16 protein-coding genes are annotated in these 22,280 nt (G+C 67.2%); 7 read left to right on the top strand and 9 right to left on the bottom strand.

The features are described from left to right. Positions 1 to 29: 29 nt before the first annotated feature. Positions 30 to 461, top strand: coding sequence for a hypothetical protein (locus tag L8G49_RS00890; RefSeq protein WP_242181846.1), 432 nt, complete (start codon positions 30 to 32; stop codon positions 459 to 461). Here the strand turns inward: L8G49_RS00890 and L8G49_RS00895 are convergent. The 7 genes from L8G49_RS00895 to L8G49_RS00925 form a co-directional block, all read right to left on the bottom strand. Beyond that, positions 444 to 3,521, bottom strand: a complete 3,078-nt coding sequence (locus L8G49_RS00895; protein WP_242181848.1) for an efflux RND transporter permease subunit — start codon at positions 3,519 to 3,521, stop codon at positions 444 to 446. The two genes, L8G49_RS00890 and L8G49_RS00895, sit on opposite strands and share 18 nt — an antisense overlap. Then, positions 3,521 to 4,459, bottom strand: a complete 939-nt coding sequence (locus L8G49_RS00900) for an efflux RND transporter periplasmic adaptor subunit (RefSeq protein ID WP_347272025.1) — start codon at positions 4,457 to 4,459, stop codon at positions 3,521 to 3,523. Before L8G49_RS00900 ends, L8G49_RS00895 begins: the two co-directional genes overlap by 1 nt. Before the next feature lie 95 nt (positions 4,460 to 4,554). Then, entirely contained in the window at positions 4,555 to 5,892 is a 1,338-nt protein-coding gene (locus L8G49_RS00905; protein WP_242181853.1) for a TolC family protein, read from the bottom strand. Positions 5,893 to 6,042: 150 nt separating this feature from the next. Beyond that, complete coding sequence (locus L8G49_RS00910) at positions 6,043 to 7,566, bottom strand: hypothetical protein (protein ID WP_242181855.1); 1,524 nt, start codon at positions 7,564 to 7,566, stop codon at positions 6,043 to 6,045. Beyond that, positions 7,563 to 8,198, bottom strand: a complete 636-nt coding sequence (locus L8G49_RS00915) for a methyltransferase domain-containing protein (protein WP_242181857.1) — start codon at positions 8,196 to 8,198, stop codon at positions 7,563 to 7,565. The genes L8G49_RS00910 and L8G49_RS00915 overlap by 4 nt, the downstream gene beginning before the upstream one ends. After that, positions 8,195 to 9,205: a glycosyltransferase gene (locus L8G49_RS00920; protein ID WP_242181859.1), complete on the bottom strand. Its 1,011-nt coding sequence runs from the start codon at positions 9,203 to 9,205 to the stop codon at positions 8,195 to 8,197. Before L8G49_RS00920 ends, L8G49_RS00915 begins: the two co-directional genes overlap by 4 nt. Before the next feature lie 85 nt (positions 9,206 to 9,290). Continuing rightward, positions 9,291 to 10,580 (bottom strand): glycosyltransferase family 87 protein, encoded by a 1,290-nt coding sequence (locus L8G49_RS00925; RefSeq protein ID WP_242181861.1) that lies wholly within the window; start codon positions 10,578 to 10,580, stop codon positions 9,291 to 9,293. Positions 10,581 to 10,851: 271 nt separating this feature from the next. Here L8G49_RS00925 and L8G49_RS00930 point away from each other — a divergent pair, with 271 nt between their 5' ends. From L8G49_RS00930 to L8G49_RS00945, 4 genes are all read left to right on the top strand, one after another. Then, the gene (locus L8G49_RS00930) at positions 10,852 to 13,161 is read left to right on the top strand and encodes a TonB-dependent receptor (protein WP_242181862.1); all 2,310 of its coding nucleotides are present in this window, start codon (positions 10,852 to 10,854) and stop codon (positions 13,159 to 13,161) included. Positions 13,162 to 13,216: 55 nt separating this feature from the next. Continuing rightward, the gene (locus L8G49_RS00935) at positions 13,217 to 14,527 is read left to right on the top strand and encodes a dienelactone hydrolase (protein WP_242181864.1); all 1,311 of its coding nucleotides are present in this window, start codon (positions 13,217 to 13,219) and stop codon (positions 14,525 to 14,527) included. Between the two features lie 123 nt (positions 14,528 to 14,650). After that, complete coding sequence (locus L8G49_RS00940) at positions 14,651 to 16,579, top strand: glycoside hydrolase family 2 TIM barrel-domain containing protein (protein WP_242181866.1); 1,929 nt, start codon at positions 14,651 to 14,653, stop codon at positions 16,577 to 16,579. A gap of 123 nt (positions 16,580 to 16,702) precedes the next feature. Then, the gene (locus L8G49_RS00945) at positions 16,703 to 17,305 is read left to right on the top strand and encodes a DNA starvation/stationary phase protection protein (RefSeq protein ID WP_242137107.1); all 603 of its coding nucleotides are present in this window, start codon (positions 16,703 to 16,705) and stop codon (positions 17,303 to 17,305) included. A 71-nt stretch (positions 17,306 to 17,376) separates the two neighbouring features. Here L8G49_RS00945 and L8G49_RS00950 read toward each other — a convergent pair whose 3' ends face one another. Next, positions 17,377 to 18,180 carry an SDR family oxidoreductase gene (locus L8G49_RS00950; RefSeq protein WP_242181868.1) on the bottom strand — a complete coding sequence of 268 codons (804 nt, stop codon included), beginning with the start codon at positions 18,178 to 18,180 and terminating at the stop codon, positions 17,377 to 17,379. A gap of 110 nt (positions 18,181 to 18,290) precedes the next feature. On the opposite strand from L8G49_RS00950, the gene L8G49_RS00955 reads away from it, so the two are divergent. Then, on the top strand, positions 18,291 to 19,193 hold the full coding sequence (locus tag L8G49_RS00955; RefSeq protein WP_242137109.1) for an alpha/beta hydrolase: 903 nt from the start codon (positions 18,291 to 18,293) through the stop codon (positions 19,191 to 19,193). Between the two features lie 3 nt (positions 19,194 to 19,196). Here the strand turns inward: L8G49_RS00955 and L8G49_RS00960 are convergent, their stop codons facing one another. After that, positions 19,197 to 20,324, bottom strand: coding sequence for a Gfo/Idh/MocA family oxidoreductase (locus L8G49_RS00960; RefSeq protein ID WP_242181870.1), 1,128 nt, complete (start codon positions 20,322 to 20,324; stop codon positions 19,197 to 19,199). A gap of 128 nt (positions 20,325 to 20,452) precedes the next feature. Here L8G49_RS00960 and L8G49_RS00965 point away from each other — a divergent pair, with 128 nt between their 5' ends. Beyond that, positions 20,453 to 22,261 (top strand): glycoside hydrolase family 15 protein, encoded by a 1,809-nt coding sequence (locus L8G49_RS00965; protein WP_242181872.1) that lies wholly within the window; start codon positions 20,453 to 20,455, stop codon positions 22,259 to 22,261. The last annotated feature ends 19 nt before the right edge of the window (positions 22,262 to 22,280 follow it).

Here is a 22,280-nt window from a genome sequence, read left to right on the forward strand (position 1 = left end):
CGACACGTCCGTTTCGGCCCGGGGACATCATGAAAGCGCAATCGCAACGCCGGCTTCGCCAGGTGCATTTATGGCTCGGCCTGTTCTTCGCGCCGACCATCCTCTTCTTCGCGCTCAGCGGCAGTGTGCAGGCGCTGGGGTTTCAGGATCGCAACGCCGGCTATCGGCCGCCGGAATGGATCAGCGTGATCGCCAGCGTTCACAAGCACGGCTACCTTCGTCGCCCCGACGCACAGCGCACGGCGACACCCGCCAAACCCGCTGCGGACGCCGCCCCCAAGCAAGCAAAGCGCGCGTTCCCCAACGCGTTCAGCCTGTTCGCCGCGCTGCTCGGGCTGTTGCTCGCCGTCGCCACCGCGCTCGGCATCTGGATCGGCCTGCTCAACCGGCGTGACCGCCGGACCAGCATCCTGCTGTTGGCTGGCGGAACCGTCCTGCCGCTCCTATTGCTCCTGGCCTGACGGTCGCCCGACCGGCGGCCCGGCGCCATCGCGCGGCAGCGTGAGCCGCACCAGCACCGGCATGGCGAGCAGCACGAGCGGATATTGCAGTAGCAGCCCCGCGATGATCGCGATCGCAAGCGGCTGCTGGATCCCCGCCCCCTGCCCGAGCGCCAGAGCGAGCGGGAGCAGCGTCAGGATCGCGGCGAGCGTAGTCATCGTGATCGGGCGCAGCCGGTTGCGGCTCGCCGCACGGGTCGCCTCGGCCGGCGGCATGGTGTGCGCGAGCTCCTCGAATTCGGAGACGTAGAAGATCGCCATTTCGGTGCCGATCCCGATGATCATCGTCATCCCCATCAGCGCGGTAATGTTCAGATCGACGCCCGCCGCCCATAGCGCGGTGAACACCGCCGTGGTCGACAGCAGCGAACAACCGATGATGATCACCGGCAGCCAGAACCGCCGGTACAGCACCAGCAACAGCACCAGTTCGGCGACGAGCGCCGCCGCGAACACGCGGAGGAGCCCGGCGAACGCGATCTGCTGCTGCTGGTACAGACCGCCCAGCTCATAGCGCACTCCGGCGCCCAACACGCCGGGCCGGTCGAGCACGCGCCGCACATCGGCCACCGCGGCGCCGATCCCGCGTCCCTGGATACGCCCGGTGACGGCGACCATCGGCTCGAGATTCTCGCGCGCGATCTGCGGCTGTCCGGTGACGCGCTCGATCGTCGCGACCCGGCCGAGCGGGAAGACATGGCCGTCGGTCGCCCGGATCGGCAGCCGTTCCAGACCGGTCTCGCTGATCGTCAACGCATCGGGCAACCGCACCCGCACGTCCACCGCCTTGCCTGGTTGCGCCAGGGTCGTCGCGACCGTGCCGGTCAGCGCGGCCGACAGTTGCGTCTCGACCTCGCCCGCCACCACGCCCTCGATGCCGGCGCGGACCGGGTCGACATGCACGTCGAGCGCGTCGCCCGCGAGTTGCACCCCGTCCTTCACTTCGACGACGCCGTCGACCTTGCCGATCAGCGCGGCGACGGTGCGCGCCTGTGCCTGGAGCACGGCGGGGTCGGTCGCGAACAGCTTGACCTCGATCGGCTGCGGCACGGCGGTGAGATCTCCGATCAGATCCTCCATCAGCTGCGCCACCTCGACCTGTACGCCGGGCACGTCGCGTGCGACCTGCGCGGCAACGGCGGCGGCGACGTCCTCGGTCGCGCGCGCGTGATCCGGCTTGAGCCGGACGAAATAGTCGCCGTGGTAGCTTTGCCCGAGATCACCGCCGAGCCCGGTGCCAAGCCGGCGCGAGAAGGTCAGCACCTCGGGATTGGCGCGCAGCATCGCATCGACCTGCCCGATCTGCCGGCCGGTCTCGTCGAGCGACGTGCCCGGCGCCGTGTAATAATCCATGACGAAGCCGCCTTCGTCGACCTTGGGCATGAACCCGCTCGGCACGTTGGCATAGCCGACATAGCCGACCGCCAGCAGTGGCACCAGGACTACCAGCAGCAGCCAAGGCCGTGCGACCAGCCTGTCGAGCGTCCGTTCGTGCAGCCGTGCCACCCGCCCCTCGCCGGGTTTGCCGGGATCGTGCCAGGCCCCGAAGTCGACCAGCCCGCGCACCAGCACCGGGACGACAAAGGCGGTCATCGCCCAGGAAATCGCGAGCGCTGCCGCCATGGTCACCGACAGCGCCTTCGAAAAGGCGCCGGTGATCCCGGTCAGGAACGACAAGGGGACGAAGACGATGCCGGTCGCGAGGCTGGAGCCCGTGAGCGGCGCAAGGAATTCCCGCGCGGCGGGCATCACCGCGGCGTTGCCGAATGGCCGGCCGTCCGCATCGCGCGCACCCGCTCGCCGGGCGATATGTTCGACCATCACGATCACATCGTCGATCAGCAGCCCGACCGCCGCCGCGATCCCTCCCAGCGTCATGATGTTGAAGCTCATGCCCAGCACGCTCAGGACCAGCACCGTCGCCGCGAGCGTCGCCGGGACGACGATCACCGCCACCAGCGTGACGCGCCAGCTGCGCAGGAAGGCGAACAGCACGATCGCCGCGAGCACCAGCCCGATCAGCACCGCATCGCGCACGCTCGCGACCGATTCGGTGACGAGCGCGCTCTGGTCGTACCAGTTGACCAGCCGCACGCCCCGGGGCAGCCGGAGCGTTGCCAGCCTCTGCTGCACGGCATGCGCGATCTGCACGGCATTGCCGTCGGGCTGTTCGTAGATATTGAACAGGACCGCGGGGCGGCCGTCCTCGACGATCCGCTGCCACACCGGCACCGCGCCGTTCTGCACCGTCGCGACATCGCGGACACGGATCACGCCGCCGGGTGTCGCCTTGACCACGATGTCGCCGATCTGCGCCGCGCTGGTCGCGCTACGGTCCGCCACCACCAGCGACAGCCGCCCGCGATCCTGCACCTGGCCGACCGCGCTCAGCACGTTGCCGCCCCTGATTGCGGCGGCGAGATCCGCCATCGCCAGCCCGTAGCCGGCGAGCCGGTGCGGATCGGCGAGCACCTCGACCTCGGCGGTGTCCCCGCCCTGCACGCCGACCCGCGCGAGCCCGGGGATGGCGGAGAGCAGCGGCGTCACCTGATAGCGCGCGAAATCCTGCAGCGCGATCGGATCGGCCGAAGTCGATACCAGGGCGTAGGAGATGATCGGGAAGACCGTCGGGTCCATCCGCCGGACACCGTAACTTGTCCCGGTCGGCAGCGTGGGCAGGATCCGCGCGACCGCGGTATCGACCAGCAACGTGCTGGCGATCATGTCGCGGCCCCATCCGAAGTCGATCGAGATCTGCGCGGTGCCGCGCGTCGTCTCCGAGCGGACGTTGGCAACCCCGGGAATTGCGCGGATCGCTTCCTCGACCGGACGGGTGACGGTCAGCGCGGTCTGGTCGGCGGGGCGGCTGCCCGAATCGAGATCGACCACGACGCGGGGAAAGGAGACTTGCGGAAACAGCCCGATCGGCAACGACAGCGCCGCGACGACCCCGGCCAGCGCAAGCGCGAGCGCGACGAGCACGAAGGCGCGGGCCTGCGTCCGGAGCAGCCGTTCGAGCATCAACGACCCCGGCGCACGGCGTCACCGTCCTGCACCTGATAGGCCCCCGCGACGATCAGCGGCCGATCCGGCGCAAGACTGCCATCGACGACGTCGCCGCGATCGGAGCTGAGCAGGATGCGCACCGGCACCGCATGCGCCTTGCCACCGAGGATCTGGAAGACCCGGGTCGGCCCGCCCGTCGCGACGACCGCCGCATGCGGGACGACCCAGCCGCCAACCGTGGCGGTCGCGATCCCGACCTGCATCGACTCGCCCGGCAGCAGGCTGCCGCCCGGAAATTGCACGTCGACGTCGACCAGCCGCGTCTGCGGATTGAGCGCGCCGTCGACCCGGATCACACGGCCGGCCAGCGTCGGACCGCCCGACAATCGCGTAACAGTCGCCGCCTGCCCGACCGCCAGCGCCGCGCGCTGCGCCGGGTCGACCCCCGCGGAAACGACGATTCCGCCGCTCCGCGCGATCGTCAGCAGCGCGGCCCCCGCCTGGATACGGTCGCCCTGCGCGACGGGTGCGGCCGTGACCACGCCGGCGAACGGCGCGACCACGGTCCTGACGGGCGCGCCCGCCCCGTCCGCCAGGAGCGCGGCGAGCGCGGTCTGCGCATCCGACACGGCCTTGTCGGCCTGCACTTGCTGGTCCTGCGTGGCGAGTTGGGCGGCAAGCAGCTGCGCGGTGGTTGCACGCTGCTTGCGCGCCGCGGCGAGCGCGCTGACGGCCTGATCATAGGCGCTGCGCGCGGCCGGCGCGGTCACGAACGTCGCGAGCGGCTGGCCCGCGCGCACAACGCTGCCCACCGCGACCAGCAACCGCGTGACTTGCCCCGGCTGCGCCTCGCTCAGCGTCTGCGTACCCCCGACCGACGGCGCGACCGAACCGTAAGCGGTCACGATCGCCGGTAGCGCCCCGCGCTGCGGCCGAACCGTGTCCACGAGCACGGAGCGTGCGGGCCCCCGAGCCTCGTCGGACGCGTCGGTGCCGCAGGCCGAAAGGGCCACCAGCAACAAAAAGGGAGCAACCCGCGCGCGACGGGTCATTGTCCCGCGCCCGGCACCGGTGGCAGGTCGACGGTCGGCAGCCCCGCCCCGACAAGCGTCTGGACCGCAATCCGGCGGTCGATCAGCGCGCGTTCCAGCGTCATGATTTCCTGTTCCTTGGCGAAGCGGTTCGACACCAGGTCGACATAGCCGCGCTCATCGATATTGGACGCGCCGAACGCGCTCTGCGCCCGCGCCGCGGCACGCTCGGCGGCGGGCAGATCGCGCCGCGCGATATCGAGCTGCGCCGCCAATTGCTCGTATTCGCGCAGCAATGCCCCGACCGTTCCCGTCGCGGCCGCCAGCCGCGCTGCGTAATCGGCGTTGAGCTGCGCGCGCGTCGCCCGGGCGATCGCGATGTTGCCCTGGTTGCGGTCGAAGATGGGCAGGCCGATCTGCGCGCTCGGACCGGCGTTGATCACTTTTGAACTGTCGCTTGCGATGCTGCCGCCAAGGATCAGGTCGGGGAATTGCGCAACGATCGCGGCACGCACCTGCTCGTCCGCCGCAGCGTAGCCGAGCCGCAGCGCGATCAGGTCCGGCCGCCGCGTCGGCAGCGTCGCCAGATCGGCGCGAATCGCGGCGGGATCGAACGGCGGCAGGTCCACGGACGACACGAGTGGAACCGCCACCCCCGGCAACAGCCCGAGCAGCGCGTCCAGCTGATGCAACAGGGCGAGCCGGGTCTGATCGAGCGCATCGAGCGCGGTCCGCGCCGCTTGCAGCGCGACCCGGTCGGGCGCGACCGTCACCAGCGTCACGGTCCGCACCGCGAGCGCGCGTTCGAGTTTGGCGTTGCGGTCGGCCAGCAGCGCGTAGGTCGCGACGTAGCTGGCACGGCTGCGCGCGGTCAGGATCAGGTCGCTCGCGATCTGGCGGGCCTGCCCGGCGACCTGCCATTCCTGCCAGACCAGATCGGCGGCAACCTGTCGCTGGCCATCCAGCGCCGCGCGGCGCCGCGAGCGATAGGTGATGATCGTCTTGATATCCTGCGTCAGCCCGACGTTCCATGCCGGGACGCTCCCCGCCCCGGACAGCAGCGGCAGGAACGCGCCCCCAAGCGAGGGATTGGCGAACAGCCCCGCCTGCCGGGTCTGCGCGGTCGCCACGCTGCTGCGCAAGCGTGCCGCCTTGAGCTCGGGATTGTTGGCGAGCGCCAGATCGACCACCTGTTCGACCCGGAGCGCCCCCCCTGCGGGCGCCCGGTCCAGCGCGGCTGGGGTGGTGACGAGTGGCGCGGCCGTGGGCAACGGCAGCGCGGCATAGTGCGCGCAACCGCCCAGGCTCGCGCACACGGTCATCGCAATCAGCCGTCGCTGGCGGGCGGTTGTCATCGGTGCCGCGAACCTTCGCTTGGGATGCCTGTCGTTACGACCCGCGCTCTGCCCGCGCTATAGCGCAAGGCAAAGTTGGTTATCCCCAACTTCGCGGGCTTGCGGTTTTCACCCGATCGGTTCGTCCCGACGACGCCAGATGGATCGCGCCTATCGCGGCAAATGAAGGACCAGTTGGCCGTGCTGCTCCAGTCGCGGATAGGCTGCATCGATCGCGTCGGCGACGACCGGATTGTAGCGTTCATCATAAATCCGCTCGCCACGATTGCCGACCGTCACGAAAAAGCCGAACTGCTTGGCACGGATGCGCCTGGCAAACGCGGCTTCGTCATACAGCCCCGCATGGCCGAGCTCAGCCGCGATCGCCGGCTCCCACCGCACGGGCTGGCCGCCACGGATCAGCAGCACCATCGCGTCCGACACGACCGGACGCGGCGACCGGGCGATGCGCGCGGCGATCCTGTCATACGGTGTCGTCGCCATGTCACGCTCGCTGTCGGCAACCAGCGCACGATACGCTTGTGTGGGGATACCCACCACGACCACCGCGATCAGGAACAGCCGTGGCCAGCGCCCCGCAGGGCGCGCAGCCTGGATGACGGGCAGCGCGCCGATCCCGACAAACACCGCAACCGCATACAGCCATTCGATCAGATAATTGTCGCTGGCCCCGGACTTCATCACCATGGGCAGCATGGCGGTCTTGATCGCAAGGAACACCGCCAGAAGGCATGCCGCGAAGTCACCGGGTCTGGCCGCCAACCGGGTCCGCAGCCTAACAACGGCGGTCGGCCTCAAGCGCTGCCATGTTGCGCCAACGCCCAGGATTGCGACCGCCACGGTGCTGATCTGCGAAAGGATGACATATTCGAGGATCTGGACACGCGGCAGATCGACCCGGTTCAAATTGTACAGCAGCGTATGGCGGAGGAAGCCGCCGTGGCTCATCAGGCTCAGCCCCGCCAGTGTGCCCAGCCCCAGCGCCGCACACCATCCGAACAGTATCCAGCCGGCACGCGGGCGCACCAGCCAAAGCGTGGCGAAGGCCGCGGCGGGCGCGGCGATCGAGGTCTGCTTGGTATAGACCGCCAGCACGAAGCACAGCGCCGCCAGTGCAATCCGCATGGGCCGTTTCCAAGCGCCCAATGTCAGCGCAAGGCCGCCGAGGGAGAATGCGCCAGCCAGCATATCGACGCGCATCAGGCTGGCCCACGACAGGATGGTCGGCGCGCTGGCAAGGCATCCCCCTGCGATCAGCGCCGCGACAAGCCGCGCTGGCCGCGGCCGACAGGACGGCATGGCGGCATAGGCGAGATATCCGACCAGGCCCATCGAGACGAGCGTCGACAGGAGCGACACCATCCGCCCGGTTGCCAGCCCATCCGTGCCGAACAGCGATGCCAGGCCGTGTACGACCAGATAATAGACGGGGGGATAATGGTAGACGATCGCCGGAAACACCCCGAGCGGCGCATATCCCTGGCCGCCGACGATGTTGATCATCTGTTGCCAGACGATCCCTTCGCCATAATCGAGGTCGTAGCGATACGGGATCGCGGTGGCCGCGAGATACAAAAGCTTTGCTAGATCCGCGGCCAGCAACGCCAGCGCCACCGCGATCCCGCAGCGCAGCGCCCACCGACGCCAGTCGGGACGCGATGCGGGCGGGATCATCGCGGTCGGGCCACGAGCAGCATTTGCTTGCCCATCGGCTTGATCGGCGAGGCCAGATAGGCCGCGATCAACCATGGCCAGACCGGGAAACGCGACTTGACCGTCAACGGCAGGAAGCGCGGCCGTACCTCGGTGACATCCCAGCCATGCGCGGTCAGCAGATCCGCCAAACTGATGTGCGAATAGACAGCGACATGGGTGTAATCGTCAAAATATTCGCGAAACGCGTACCGATAGTTCGGCTGCAGGATGGTCAGCGTCCCGCGGCTCGACAGCGTGCGCGCGATCTCGCGCAGCGCGACGATGAACGTATCCTGCGTCAGATGCTCGAACACATTCGATGCAAACGCGAAATCGACACTGGCGTCGTCGATTGCGCTCAGATCCGTGACCGGCGTGATGAGCGCCTCGACACCGGGGGCCACGTGCTCGGCGAGCCCTGCCCAGGTGTCGACCGCGATCCGCCGTCGGGCCGTGACGCTGTTGACGAAATCGCCATAGCCAGCGCCCAGGTCGAGCACGCAGGCGTCCGCGGCGATGCGATGCCGGAAGACGTAACGCCAGAGGGCGCGCCAAACGGCACCGCGGCGGTGGCTCTCGGTCAGCCGTGACCCGTGATAATCGCCGCTCATGCGTAGCGCTTCCAATCCGAAAGCAGGCCGTAGATCATCCGCGTCCCCACGGAGAAACCGCGCCAATTGTTGATGTTGCCCCCCTTGCTGAGACCGATGCGGGCATGGAAGGTAATCGGACATTCCAGCAGCAGCAAACCCCGCCGAAGCGCCGTATCGAGGAAGTGGGCGTTGAACTCCAGATTTACCGCCGGGTTGAGGTGCGGCAGCAGCCTGATCAGTGCATCGCGACGGCACAATTTATAGGTCGTGCCGACATCGGTGATCGTGCCGCGCCCGAGATGCTTCGCCTCCAGCAACTTGCCGACGAACAGATTGCCATAGTACATGAAGACGGTCAGCTGGGTCAGATACTGTCGCAGCGGCTCGACAATGCGCGATCCGTTCACGATGTCGGCATGCGGCGCATAAGCGAGCAGCTTTTCGACATCATAAGCGCGGAACGTGCTGTCCCCTTCGCACACGACGACGAACTCGGTATCGTCGAACCGCACGGCCTCGCTCATGCAGCGATGGACACACCGGCCATACCCCGGTGCCGGCTCGTTGAAGGTCAGCGCTCCGGCGGCCTCAGCACGGGCGAACGTCGCGTCGTGGCTGTTGTTGCTGACGACGATGACCCGCTCCACCAACGGATGGGCCAGGAAATCCTCGACCGCTCCGGCGATGCTGTCCTCGTCGTTATAGGCCGTCAACGCGACGGTGACGCGGCGTCGCTGTACCGGAATGTACCGCACCGGGATGTCGGGTTTCTTCCGCTGCAGCATGAACAGGAGATCGAACAGCGCGAGGACAATGCCGATCATGATCGGAACGCCGCTATACCATACCAGCCACTCGGCGACGGGATCGAGTAACGCATGCAGACCCAGCAGATAGCGGGGAAAAACCAGCAGCACTCCAGAGAGATACATCGCAAGGCCAGCGACGAAACACAGGACGCCGTACAGCAGGAATGGCTTGTCGAGCGGGTGCGGTGCGATTGGGTTCAGCGGACGGCCCGCCATATCTTCGCCTTCCATTCGCGCAGCAAGGATCGCAGCGCCAGGAAAAGTGTAGAAAAGAATAGTTAATGAAGCGTGCGGTGCAGCTTCACCGGGCCACCGGTCGTGCGGGCCGTTGCTCCGCACGACGGACACCCGTCCGGCCATTCCACCCGTGGAATACCCAGCGACCGTCCACCCTTGCACCGCTGCCATGCAACGCCGCGCGCGCGCAAGCCAACAGTACCGCTGCCATTACCACGGGCCCGACCGGCACACCCAGGTGCAGCGCGAGGTCGCGCGCGACGAGTGGCAGGATGTAGCCCGCGAGGAGCACGGCTTTCTCCCAGGGCAGAAAGCCGCGCCGTAGTCCCTCGGTCCACAGCCAGGCCAACGGAATGGCGGTAACGATCAGGTCATAGTCGAGCAGGAACGGGCTCATCAGCGTCATGGCGGCGACGCACACCGCCCCCTGCCCCCGCGCGTTCGTTCCCCGCACGCGGGCGACGATGACGAGCAGGCCGACTGCGCCGCCCGCCGCCAGGCCCTGCAAGCCGTAGGCCAGGCCAATTCCGCCACCCAGCACGCGCACTGCAGAAAAGAGGCTCACCATCTTGCCTGGTTCGACCAGCCCCTGCTCGAGGATCGCGCGTCCCGTTGCGCTGCCCGCCAGGAACCCCGTCCAGACCGATGGGCCGAACACGAACCACGACGCTCCGCACGCGGCGATCGCAGTCGCCGCGCCGGCGACCGCTACCCGCCAGCGACCGCTCGCCAGCACCAACACCGGGATTGCCAGCGCGATCTGCGGCTTGATGACCAGCAGGCCGAGCAATGCCCCCGCGAGCCAGGGGCGTCGATCGATCAGCCATAGCCCGCTCCCGAGCAAGGCGCAGGTCAGGAAGCCATTCTGGCCATGGCCGATGTTCATCAACACTGCCGGAAACGCGAAAGCGGTCAGCGCGCCACCCGACGCGACGCGGGGTGACAGGCCCAACCATCGCCTCAACGCCAGCCAGTAGGCCGCCCCGGTGACCAGCAGCCAGCCAATCAACGCGACGAAATACGGGACCAGTCCGAGTGGCAGGCACAGCAACAGGAATGGCGGCGGATACAGGAACGAAGGCCCGGGTTCGACCGGCATGGCCGCCCGCTGGATCGCGTACAGTTGCGCAAGGTCATAGGCTGCGCCGCCCCGCCCGACCAAGGCAAGCTTCGAAGCCGTCCAGAATGCCAGGAAGTCGGTGCCCAGCGGCTTCCCCATGAGATCGATGCCATGTCGCGCGGTGAGGATCGTGCCCAGGGCCGCCACGAGCGACACCACAATCAGGATCCAGCGATATGCGCGCGCCCGCCCGGCCGTCATCCAGACCATGTGTCGCAGCGGATCGATCGTCATTCCGGACAGCGCCCATCTCCCGTTGCCGACCCGCGGCCGGTGCCCGCGATCGCTCTAGCGCAGTGCATGTTTAAGGATGGTTACCCGGCTTCCGGGCAGAACACGGCCCACCGCGCGCATAGGCACGCGCAAATCTGCCAAGCTCCCATGCTCTTGGCCGGAACCAACGTCCCTGACCAGGGTGGTCATACAATACTTGCATTTGGTCAGGCCATTTGTTAGCTCAATAGGCGAGCGCACCAGAGAGTCGCCATGAAATTTGGGGGGATGCATGATCGGATTGCATACGTCTGTCGCACGCGGCGCACTCGCGCTGTCGCTCGGCCTGGGTGTTACGCCAGCGCTGGCCGCGCCGGTTCCGGCCAAACCGGCAGATCCGTCCGCCCTGCAGGAAGCCCCGCCCGCGCCGTCGGACGCTGCGTCGCCCTCCGCCACCGATGGCGACATCATCGTGACCGCTCAGAAGCGCGCCGAAAACATCCAGCGTGTGCCGCTCGCGGTCTCGGTCGTTGGCGAGGCGCAGTTGAAATCCAGCGGCGTCACGCAGTTTCAGGACCTCGGCAAGGTGGCGCCGTCGCTGACCGTGCGCCCCGCCGAGCACCCCGTGAATGCCAACGTATCGCTGCGCGGCGTCGGCACGTTCGCCTTCGGGATCGGGGTCGAATCCAGCGTCGCCGTGCTGGTCGACGAAGTGCCGCTCGCGTTCCAGGCGCGGGCCTTCACCGATCTGCCGGACGTCGAACGGATCGAAGTCCTGCGTGGCCCGCAGAGCACCTTGTACGGCAAGGCGGCATCGGCCGGCCTGATCAACATCATCACCCGCTCCCCCACCAGCACGCTGCGCGTGCGCGCCAATGCGCTGGTGACGACGGACCGGGAATATGGCGGGAACTTCAGCGTCTCCGGGCCGATCAGTCCGGAACTCGGCTACGTGCTGTCGGCGAGCTATTCCACCTGGGACGGCAATGTCCGCAACCTGTTCAACAACAAACGGGTGAACGGGCGCGAGGCCTTCAACACGCGCGGCAAGATCCGGTGGGAACCCACGCCGACCGCGACCTTCACGGTGTCAGGCAATTATCTCAACGGCAACTCGACGGTCGGCCGGCCGTTCATCCGGCTGGACCCGAACGCGCTACTCCGCAACAGCGCTGGCCAGACCGCCGCGGTCGCGCTTCCCGGGGTCACGGTCAGCGAGAACAATCAGGCGATCAGCAACAATTACGATGCGCGAACCAACTATCAGGGCGGCGGCGGATCGCTGCGGGGGGACATCGGGCTCGGCGCTATGACGCTGGTCTCGATCACGTCCTATGATCGGTTCGTCCTGCACGACTATCTGGACCATGACGACACCGCGGCACCGGCAGCGGTCGGCAGCAACACCCAGATCGGCACCTTCCGGTCCAAGCTGTTCACGCAGGAAGTGCGGCTGCTTTCGCCCAGCAGCAACCCGTTCCGCTATACGATCGGCGCCTATTACGCGAACGTACAGTTCGAGCGGCCGTTCGTTCGCGGTCCGGCGTTCTCGCTCGCCAACTGGTTCGCGACATCCAAGTCGCGGCAGGTCGCCGGCTTCGCGCAGATCGACTGGGAAATCCTGCCGCGGCTGACGTTGACCGGCGGCGGACGGGTGCAGAACGAACGCGTGTCGTACACCTTCAAGGACAATCTGGCGGTCGCCCCGAACCCGTCCTTCTTCAGCGGAAGCGCCGAGGATACGGCCGGGACCTATCGCGTCAGTGGCAGCTACAACCTGACCCGCGACCTCACCTTCTTCGCGACCTATTCGACCGGCTACAAGGGCCAGACCTACGATCTGACCACCGGCTTCAACGCCAATCGCGCGGCGGCCGGCCCGATCAAGCCCGAACGCTCCCGTGACAAGGAACTTGGCGCGCGCATGCAGTTCTTCGATCGCAAGCTGACGCTGAACCTCACCTTCTTCGATACCAATTACAAAAACCTGCAGGCGCAATCGATCGAGACGCTGGCGGATGGAACGACCAACTTCCGCCTGACCAACGTCGGCGGGTTGAACACCAAGGGTATCGAGATCGACAGCGCGGCACGGCTCGGGACATTGGCGCTGACCGGCTCGTTCACCTATCTCGACGCCAAATATACGTCGTTCGACGTCGCGCAATGCTATCCCCGCCAGCAGGTTCCGGCGACGTGCCTGCCGCCGACGTCGCCCACCTTCCAGAACCTGACCGGACAACGCGCCGTACAGGCGCCGGAATGGAAGTTCTCGGTCGGGGCCGACTTCTCACCGTCGCTGACCGAGACGCTGAAGGGCATCGCTCAGCTGAACTGGCAGTATCAGAGCAGCGTGTATTACGTCGCCGAGGATCCGCAGACCTTCCAGGGCGCCTATCACATCGTCAACGCTGGCCTCGGCGTCCGCGACGCAGACCGCAAATGGGAAATCGTCGCCTTCGTCAACAATCTGTTCGATCAGCAATATTACCCGTCCCTCGTCAACTCGGCAGCGAACTTCGGTAACAAGCTCGCGACCCAGGCACTGCTGCCGCGCGACTTCCGCCGCTACGGCGGGCTTCGGCTAGGGGTCAATTTCTGAGCGTCGGGGGAGCCAGACGGCCTCGTCACGCCCTGCTATGGAGCGGAATGGTCCTATGGTTCGTCCGACCCTGGTAATCGCGATCGCGAGCACCGCCGCCTTGCTGTCGCTGGCGCAAGCCACCGCGCAGGATGCCCCGGCACGGCCGCCGGTAGATGCGCCCGAGCTTGCCGCTTTGGGTACCCATCCGGTCGGTGTGGTGGATCTCGACCTCGTTCAGCCGGCCCAGGCCGATCCCTTGCAGGGCGCGGCGAAGCCGGCGATCGTCGACCGGCGGCTGCACCTCAAGATCTGGTACCCCGCGGCAAACGCGGGCGGCGGCACCCTTTATCGCAGCGCGTTGCCCGGGGCCGACGGCGCCGACGTCGCCTTTACCGTCGCGGGCCTCGCAACCCCGCGCGCCGTCGGCGCAACCGGGCGGTTCCCGCTGGTGATCCTGGCGCACGGCTACAGCAATACGCCCGAGGCGCTATCCTGGCTGGGGGAAAACCTGGCGAGCAAGGGTTATGTCGTGGTCGTTCCGGCGTTTCGCGACCCCTCGATCACGATCCGGACCGCCGCCGCAGCCGCGGGGCCGATCGCGCGGAGGCCGCTCGACATCGCGTTCGTCGCCGCCGAGGTGCAGCGCCGCGCCCGGGCGGGCGAAGCGCCGTTCGCCAATACCGACGGCACGCGTACCGCATTGGTCGGCTATTCCATGGGGGGCTACGGCGTCCTCACCGCGGCGGGCGCGCCGCTCGATCCCGCCCTGGCTGGCGCAACGCGCGGCGTCCTGGCGCGCTATGTTGCTGGCGGGGCCGCGGCGGCTGCGCTGAAGGTTGCCGATCTCAAGGCGGTGGTCGCGATTTCCCCCGCCAGCGTCGTCCGCGGAGTGAGGATGTGGGCGCCACCGGGGGTCTCCGCCATCAGGACCCCGACGCTGTTCATCGTCGGCAGCCAAGATCGCACCGTCGGCTATGATCCCGGCGTGCGTACCCTGTTCCATCAGGAGACGCACGCGCCGCGTTATCTGCTCACGTTCCGCGAAGCGGGCCACAGCATCGCGCTGATCGGCGCGCCGCTCGAGATGCGCAAATCCTATTGGGACCAGGATTGGTTCGAGGATGCGGTGTGGCGCAAGGACCGCCTCATCGCGATCCAGACGCACTTCATCACCGCGTTTCTCGATCGCTACGTCAAGAACGACCAGGGCAAGGCGGCTTATATCGACGGGTTGATCCCCAATGCCGACGACGGGACGTGGCCCGGCGCACCGGCCGGGCGATACGCCGGTTTCAGCCCGGGCCCACCGGTCGCGTCCCTCTGGAAGGGTTTCCAGCCCAACAAGGCGGCGGGCATGAGCTTCGAATTCAAACCCGCCGAATGACGCCGCGGGGCTGCCTGGCATCGTCGCGCGCGCACGGCGCAGCCGCGACAAGCAATGCCGGGCCCGTCCGCCAGATGATCTGAGAAACCGACAGAAATTCCATCCGCAAGAGGGCCAGCCGACATGAAGATGACAGGAATGATGCGACGCCTGGTGGCGACGGCGATGGTCTGTGCGGCGCCTGCGATCGCCCAGGAAGGCGCCCCGCAACCGCAGCCCTTGCCCCTTGCGACCGCCAAGAACAGCCCGTTGCTGGTTTCCGCCGACCTGCGCGACGGGATGGATCTGTCGGGACCGTGGCATTATTCGATCGATCCGTTTCGATCGGGTCTCGCCGGATTTCATGGCGAGGTTCCCGGCGTGTCGCAGCAACGCTATCTCGACCTGGACGTCAGCAAGGCAATGCGGGACGACAATCGCGCGCTGTTCGAGTTCGATCTCAGCCATTCGCCGGTGACGACCCTCCCCTCGTCCTGGCTGACCGAGGCGCCAGAGTTGCGTCACTATCAGGGGCTGATGTGGTATCAACGCACCTTCCCCGCGGCCGCCGGGCGGACGGGCCGCTATTTCCTTCGCTTCGGCGCGGCGAATTATGCCACCGTCGTCTATCTCAACGGCAAGCCCATCGGCCGGCATGCGGGCGGGTTCACGCCCTTCGCGTTCGAGGTCACCGGTCAGCTGCGCGACGGCAGCAACCAGATCACCATCGGGGTCGATTCCCAGGCCAGCGAAGCGACCGTGCCGCCCCCCGTCACCGACTGGGAAAATTACGGCGGCGTGACGCGCGGCATACGCCTGATCGCCACGCCCGGTACCTATGTCGACGACGCGTGGGTACACCTGACCCGCGACGGCAGGATGGCCGTGCAGGCGCATCTCGACGGACCCCGGGCCGCCAACACGGCGGTCCATTTCCGTATCGCTGCGCTCGGCCTCGACGTGGCGGGCACCACCGACGCCATGGGCGATTGGCGAGCGACCGTCGCCGCGCCGCGGGCGCTGGTCCGCTGGTCGCCGGAACACCCGAAGCTGTACGACGTGACGATCGCCGCTGGATCCGACACGTGGCGCGACCGTATCGGGTTCCGCACGATCGCCGTACGCGGGGCGGACATCCTGCTGAACGGGAAACCGATCTTCCTGCGCGGCATTTCCCTGCACGAAGAGGAACTAGGGACCGATCCGACCCGCGCGATGACACCGGCGGCGGCCCGCGCTTTGCTGAGCGAGGTCAAGGACGGGCTGCACGGCAATTATGTCCGGCTCGCGCATTACCCGCATTCCGAGGTGATGACCCGCATGGCGGACGAGATGGGCCTGATCGTGTGGAGCGAGGTGCCGGTCTATTGGCTGGTCGCCTGGTCCAACGCCGATACGCTGGCCACCGCGCGCAACATGGTCGCGGAAAACATCCTGCGCGACCGCAATCGCGCATCGATCGGCATCTGGAGCGTGGCGAACGAGACGCCGGTGACCGACGCCCGCAACGCCTTCCTCCGCACGCTCGTGCAGGATGTCCGCGGCCTCGACGATACCCGCCTGGTCAGCGCGGCGTTGCTGGTCGAGCGGTCGCAAGGCCCGGGGGCGCCGGTGATGACCATGGCGGATCCGCTCGCCGATGCGCTCGATGTGCTGGCGATCAATACCTACAACGGCTGGTATTCGCCCGATCGGCTGGCGGACGTGCCGGGCATCGTCTGGCGGGTCCCGGCCGGCAAGCCCCTGGTGTTTTCGGAATTCGGCGCCGACGCGCGTGCCGGCTTCCATGATATCGGCACGGCACCGCAGAAGTTTTCTGAGGAGTATCAGGCCGACTATTACCGCGCCACGCTGAAGATGGCGGATGGCGTAAAGACGCTGCGCGGCATGTCGCCCTGGATCCTGAAGGACTTTCGCTCGCCGCGCCGGCAGAACCCCGATTTCCAGCAAGGCTGGAACCGCAAGGGCCTGATCTCCGAGACGGGCCAGCGCAAGCAGGCGTTCGGGGTTCTAGCGGGCTATTACGCCGACAGAAGCGACGGTTCCGAGGACGCCGCACAACATCGACGGTAACGATTCCAGTCCGGTCGCGCGCCGGCGGACGCGCGTCCCGGGTTTCGCTGTACGGACGCTGGACCCTTTTGCACCGGCACGTCGTTTGAGCGCTACCGAACCTTCAGCGAAACAGGACAAACCATGGCCCGCAAGACCCCGAAATCCGCCGCCGCCCCGCAAACGGCGGAAGCGCAGCCGCAGTACAAGGTCGAATATCGCGAGATCCAGCCGTACGAGACGCTCAAGGAGCTGCCGCTCGCCCTGGAAGCGAACGCCCGCGCGCAGAGCGTCGCCACGCTCAACCAGGTGCTGGCCGATACGATGACGCTGCGTGACCTGTACAAGAAGCACCACTGGCAGATGTCGGGCGTGACCTTCTATCAGCTCCACCTGCTGCTCGATAAGCATTACGAGGAGCAGGCAAATCTGGTCGACATGATCGCCGAGCGGATCATGGCGCTGGGCGGCATCAGCATCGCCATGGCGCCCGACGTCGCCGAGATGACGCGCATTCCTCGTCCGCCCAGGGGTCGCGAGGACGTGCCGACCCAGCTTGCGCGCCTGCTGGAAGCGCATGAGATCATCCTGCGCCAGGCCCGCGAAGGTGCCGAAGCGGCGGACGAAGCCGGCGACGACGGAACGAACGACTTGCTCGTCAGCAACATCATCCGCACGCACGAGCCGCAAGTGTGGTTCCTGGCCGAGCATCTGGCCGAGACCGCGATCGTTCGCTCGAACGTCTGAACGAAGCGCGCCGCCCGCGGGCGGCGCAGCCGACCGGGGAGCGCTGACGCCAGCGCTCCCCGGTCCGGCGATCACACCGCCATCGTCATCACCGACCCCGAATCGACGCGCAGCCCTGCGCCGTTGATGAAGCTTGCCTGCTCCGAACACAGGAACACGATCGCAGCAGCGACTTCTTCCGCCCGCCCGCGACGCTTGAGCGTCATTCCCGGCCGTTCCTCCGCGAGGAAGCTCTCGATCGCCTCGTCGACACTGGTGCCGTTTTCCTTGGCACGCTTTTCCATCATGGCATCGGTCATCGGCGTCGCGATGAACGCGGGCGAAACGCTGTTCACGAGCACGTTGTCGCATCCGTACGCCTTGGACAGGCCCTTTGCGAGATTGAGGATTCCCGCCTTGGACGCGCAATAGGCGAGTTCGTCGACGTAGGGCTGTACCGCATCCTCGGACGACAGCAGCACGATCCGGCCCCATCCCTTGGCGCGCATCGCCGGGATCGCCTCGCGGCACATGCGGACGGCACCCATCAGGTTGATCTCGATCGTCTCCTGCCAGCCGGCATCGTCGACTTCGAGAAAATCACCCGTCGCGCCGGTCACGCCGGCCGAGTTGACGTAAATGTCCGGCGCGCCGAGCTTTGCGGTCACCTCGGCGAACAGTTTCCGGACATCGTCGAGCTTGGTGACGTCCGCCTCGACCGCGATGACCTCGCCGAGCGATGCCAGGTCGGCGCGGCTTTGCTCCAGATCGCCGCCCGGCTTGTCGGTCAGCGCCACGCGGACACCTTCGGCCAGCAGCAGTCGTGCCGTTTCCTTGCCCATGCCCGAATCCGCCCCGCTGATCAGCGCAATCCGTCCCTTGATACCCAAATCCATGTCGTCGATCCTCGTCAGATGGTCCGACGCAAGAAGCGGTGGCACCCCGCGCGGGTTCCGCATCCCTCGACGAGTCCGTGCGTTGCCCGACGGAAAGCAGGAGAAAGACGATGGACGACCAGGCCAGGCAGGTGCTCGACCGGCTCGCCGCATTGGCACCGGATGGCGACCCGGCGGCGGACGACGCGGCGTGGCTCGCCGCGTTTCGTTACCAGACCGCGTTGCTGCGGGACTTTGGCGGCGTTTCCGAGCCGCTGCTCTCGGTAGGCCTGCGCAGTCTCGGTGGCGTGGGGGCGCGCATCTTCCGGCCGAGCGACGACGATGACGCAATCCTGTTCCACCTGCATGGCGGCGGAGGCATCGCAGGCACGCTCGATGGACACGACCCCGCGTTGCGCCTGCTGGCCGCCCGCACAGGCTGGACCGTCGTCGCGCCCGACTATCGGCTTGCACCCGAACATCGCTTCCCGGCGCAACTGGAGGACAGTTATTCCGCCCTGATCGCGCTGCACGCCGAACGACCGGCACGTCGCATCGTCCTGTCGGGTGACAGTATCGGCGCGACGCTCGCGACTGCGCTGGCGATGCTGGTGCGCGACCGTGGCGGTCCGGCGCTGGCGGGGCAGCTGCTGCTCTATCCCAACACCGATCTGCGGCGCGGCGCCGACTATCCCTCGCGCCGCAGCGAGGACGGCAATATCATCGGGCTCGAGGATCTCGAGCGGCAAATCGACCTGTACGTGGCGGACGACGCCGCCCGGTCAGATGCCCGAGCGTCGCCGCTCCTCTCGGATCAGCTGGACACCCTTCCCCCCACGCTGATCCTTACCTGCGAGCGGGACCCGTTGCGCGACGAAGGCGAAGCCTATGCCCGTCGCCTGCGCGCAGCGGGGGTGACGGTCGAGCATCACCGGGTTCCCGGGATGATCCATGCGTTCCTGCAAATGGCCGGCATGGTGTCCGCGACCACACAGTGGCTTGCGGTCGCCAAGCGTTGGCTTGGCGACCGCTGAGCCTTACTGGGTCGGGCTGGACGCGTTCACGTCCTTGGGGGGCGTAACAGCGCCGAGCGTCTGGACCTGTGCCTTGGTATCGATCCGGCGTAGCCGCTCGAACGGAGCAAGTTCCTCACGCTGACCACTCTTCAGGGCGCGGACGATACCCTCGATCACGCGCAGGTCGGCCACGCCTTCCTCGGCATCCGGCTCGGGCTCGCGATCGTTGAGGATGCAATCCGAGAAATAGCGCATCTCGCCGCCGAACTGGTCGGTGGTCTTGAACGTCTCCTCCGTCGTCTCGTCGCCGATCCGTCGGGTCTGCGCGATCCCCATGCCAAAGCCGTAAGCCGGGCTCATATGGATGCTACCCTTGGTGCCAGCGATGATCAGGCTGTCGATGTTGTTGGTGTAATAGGACACCGTGAACTGCGCGAGCCGATCCCCTGGCATCCGCAGCGTGACGGCGACGGTATCGTCGAAATCGGCACAGCCCGACTGGGCATGGCGCGTCCCGATGGCGGCTTCGACGGCGACCGGCTCGGCCCCGAACAGGTAGCGGATCGCGTTGATGGGATAGGGTGCCATGTCGAACAGCGGACCGGCCTCGATCCCGCTGGAGGCGCGGTGGTTGGCGGGGTCGACCATCTGCCCGAAGAAGGAGGTGAAGGCGACCAGGTCTCCCAATTCGCCCGCGCGGATGCGATCGATCGCATCCAGCGTCCCCGGCTCGAAATGCAGGCGATACGCCACCATCAGCTTGGCCGACGATGCCGCCGCCGCGGCGCGGATCTTTTCCGACAGCGCGACCGAAATCTCGAGCGGCTTTTCGCTCAGGACATGGATGCCGGCCTCCAGCGCCGGGATCGCGAACTCGGCGTGGCGCCAGTTGGGCGTGCCGAGATAGACCGCATCGATCGTGCCCGAAGCGAGCACCGTGTCGAACTGTTCGTAGGAATAGGTGTCGGCCACCCCGTATATCTCGCCCAGCTTGCGCGCCTTCTCCGGGTCGCCGGTGACGATCGCCACCAGCTCCGAATTGCCGGTATGCTTGATGCCTGGCATCATCGCAGACTGGGTGATGTCGCCCGCGCCGACGACGGCGTAGCGGACCTTCTTGGTGAGCCCGAGGGCCGATGCGATGCTCATGGTATCTCCGGATCGTGAGGTGCGGATGCGCAACGCGCGGGGTTCGCGTGGTTTCCACGGAGATTTGCCCGCATCTGCGAGTTGAGCGATCCGAAGCGCGGCCGGCATGGGTGCGCAGGAGCCGTATCGTGACCGCACTCAACGCCCTTACCGCCGCCCGCGACGACGGCGGCTTCCTTCCGTTGCACGCTTATGGTGCGCTCGGTGATGGCCGCGCGGTCGTGCTCAGCGGCAGCGACGGGTCGATCGACTGGTGGTGCGTGCCCAACATGGATTCGCCCCCGCTGTTCGACCGTCTGCTCGATGCGGACACCGGCGGGCGGTTCGTCCTCGCCCCCGTCGATCCATTCACGGTGGAACGGCGGTATCTTCCCGACAGCAATGTGCTCGAGACGATCTTCGCGACCGAAACCGGCCGCGTTCGGATGGTGGAATCGCTCAACAGCGGATCGGCGGGGCGCCTGCCGTGGGCGGAGCTGGCGCGGCGGCTGGAAGGGATCGCGGGCAGCATGCGCTTCGCGATCGACCTGGGGTTCGGCCGGCGCGCGGATACGGTCAGCCCGTATTTCGCCCGCGCCGGGCAGCATCACGTCTTCCACGTCGGCAGCGTGCTCGGCCTGTTCCTAAAGAGCGACAGCGTGACGATCGACCAGCAGGACGATGGCGGGATCCATGCCAGCGTCACGCTCGACGCGACGGACCGCGCGACGATCGCGATCGTCGCCGGCGCCGACGAGCCGCTGGTCGTTCCCGACATCGCCGAGATCGATGCACGAATCGACCTGTCCGACGCGGAATGGCGCAGCTGGTGCGACCGCATTTCCTATACCGGCGCGCGGCGCGAGCTGGTGCTACGCCATGCCCTCGCGCTCAAGCTGCTGCTATATTCGCCCACCGGGGCGATCGTGGCGGCGGCGACGACATCGCTGCCCGAACGCATCGGCGGAGACAAGAATTGGGACTATCGCTACGCCTGGATCCGCGACGCCGGCTATACGATCAAGGCGTTCCTGCGAATCGGCGCGCAGGCCGAGGCGAAGGCCGGCTTCACCTGGCTGCTCAAGCGCCTCGGCGACGGATTGCCGCGAGTCTGCTACACGCTTGACGGCGATCCGGTCGACGCACCGCGCTCCATCCCGATCGACGGCTACCAGGGGTCGCAGCCGGTACAGGTCGGCAACGCCGCGGGCGCGCAGCATCAGCACGGCATCTACGGCGACATTTTCGAAACGGCCGAGCGCTTTATCGCGTGCGGCAACATCCTGGACAGCCGCAGCGCCGAAACCCTGTCGCACTTGGCCGACCAGTGCGCCGACCGCTGGCGCGAGCCGGACGCCGGCATCTGGGAACTGCCCGACCTGCGCCACTACACCATGTCGAAGATCAGCTGCTGGCAGGCGCTGGCGCGCGCGGTGGAGCTGGCGGATGGTGGTCACCTGCCGACCACCTGTCGCGACCGCTGGGCCCGCGAGCGCGACCGCATCGAAGCCTGGATCGGCGAACACTGCTGGTCGGAAAGCCGTGGCACTTATCTGTTCTATCCCGGCAGCGACCGGCTCGATGCGTCGCTGGCGCTCGCGGTGCGGTTCCGCTTCGACGGGCGCGACCGGCTGAGGCGCACGCTCGACGCGATCGACTCCGAGCTGGCGGCGGGTGCCTTCCATTATCGCTATTCCGGGGCGGACGCAGAGGAAGGCTGCTTCCTCGCCTGCACGTTCTGGATGGTCGAGGCCCGTGCCATGCTCGGCGAGCGAGCGCGCGCCGCCGTCCAGTTCGACGCCGCGCTTGCCGGTCTGGAAAGCGGCGTCGGGATCGCACCCGAGATGGTCGACGCGACGAACGGACAGTGGCTCGGCAACATGCCGCAGGGGCTGACCCATCTCGCGATCCTGCAGACCGCAGCGACGCTGGATCTGGGGGCCGATACCCACGCCTGAGGACCGCGGCGTGAGGTTG

The organism is Sphingomonas sp. CARO-RG-8B-R24-01 (genome assembly GCF_022662295.1).
Classification (GTDB): domain Bacteria; phylum Pseudomonadota; class Alphaproteobacteria; order Sphingomonadales; family Sphingomonadaceae; genus Sphingomonas.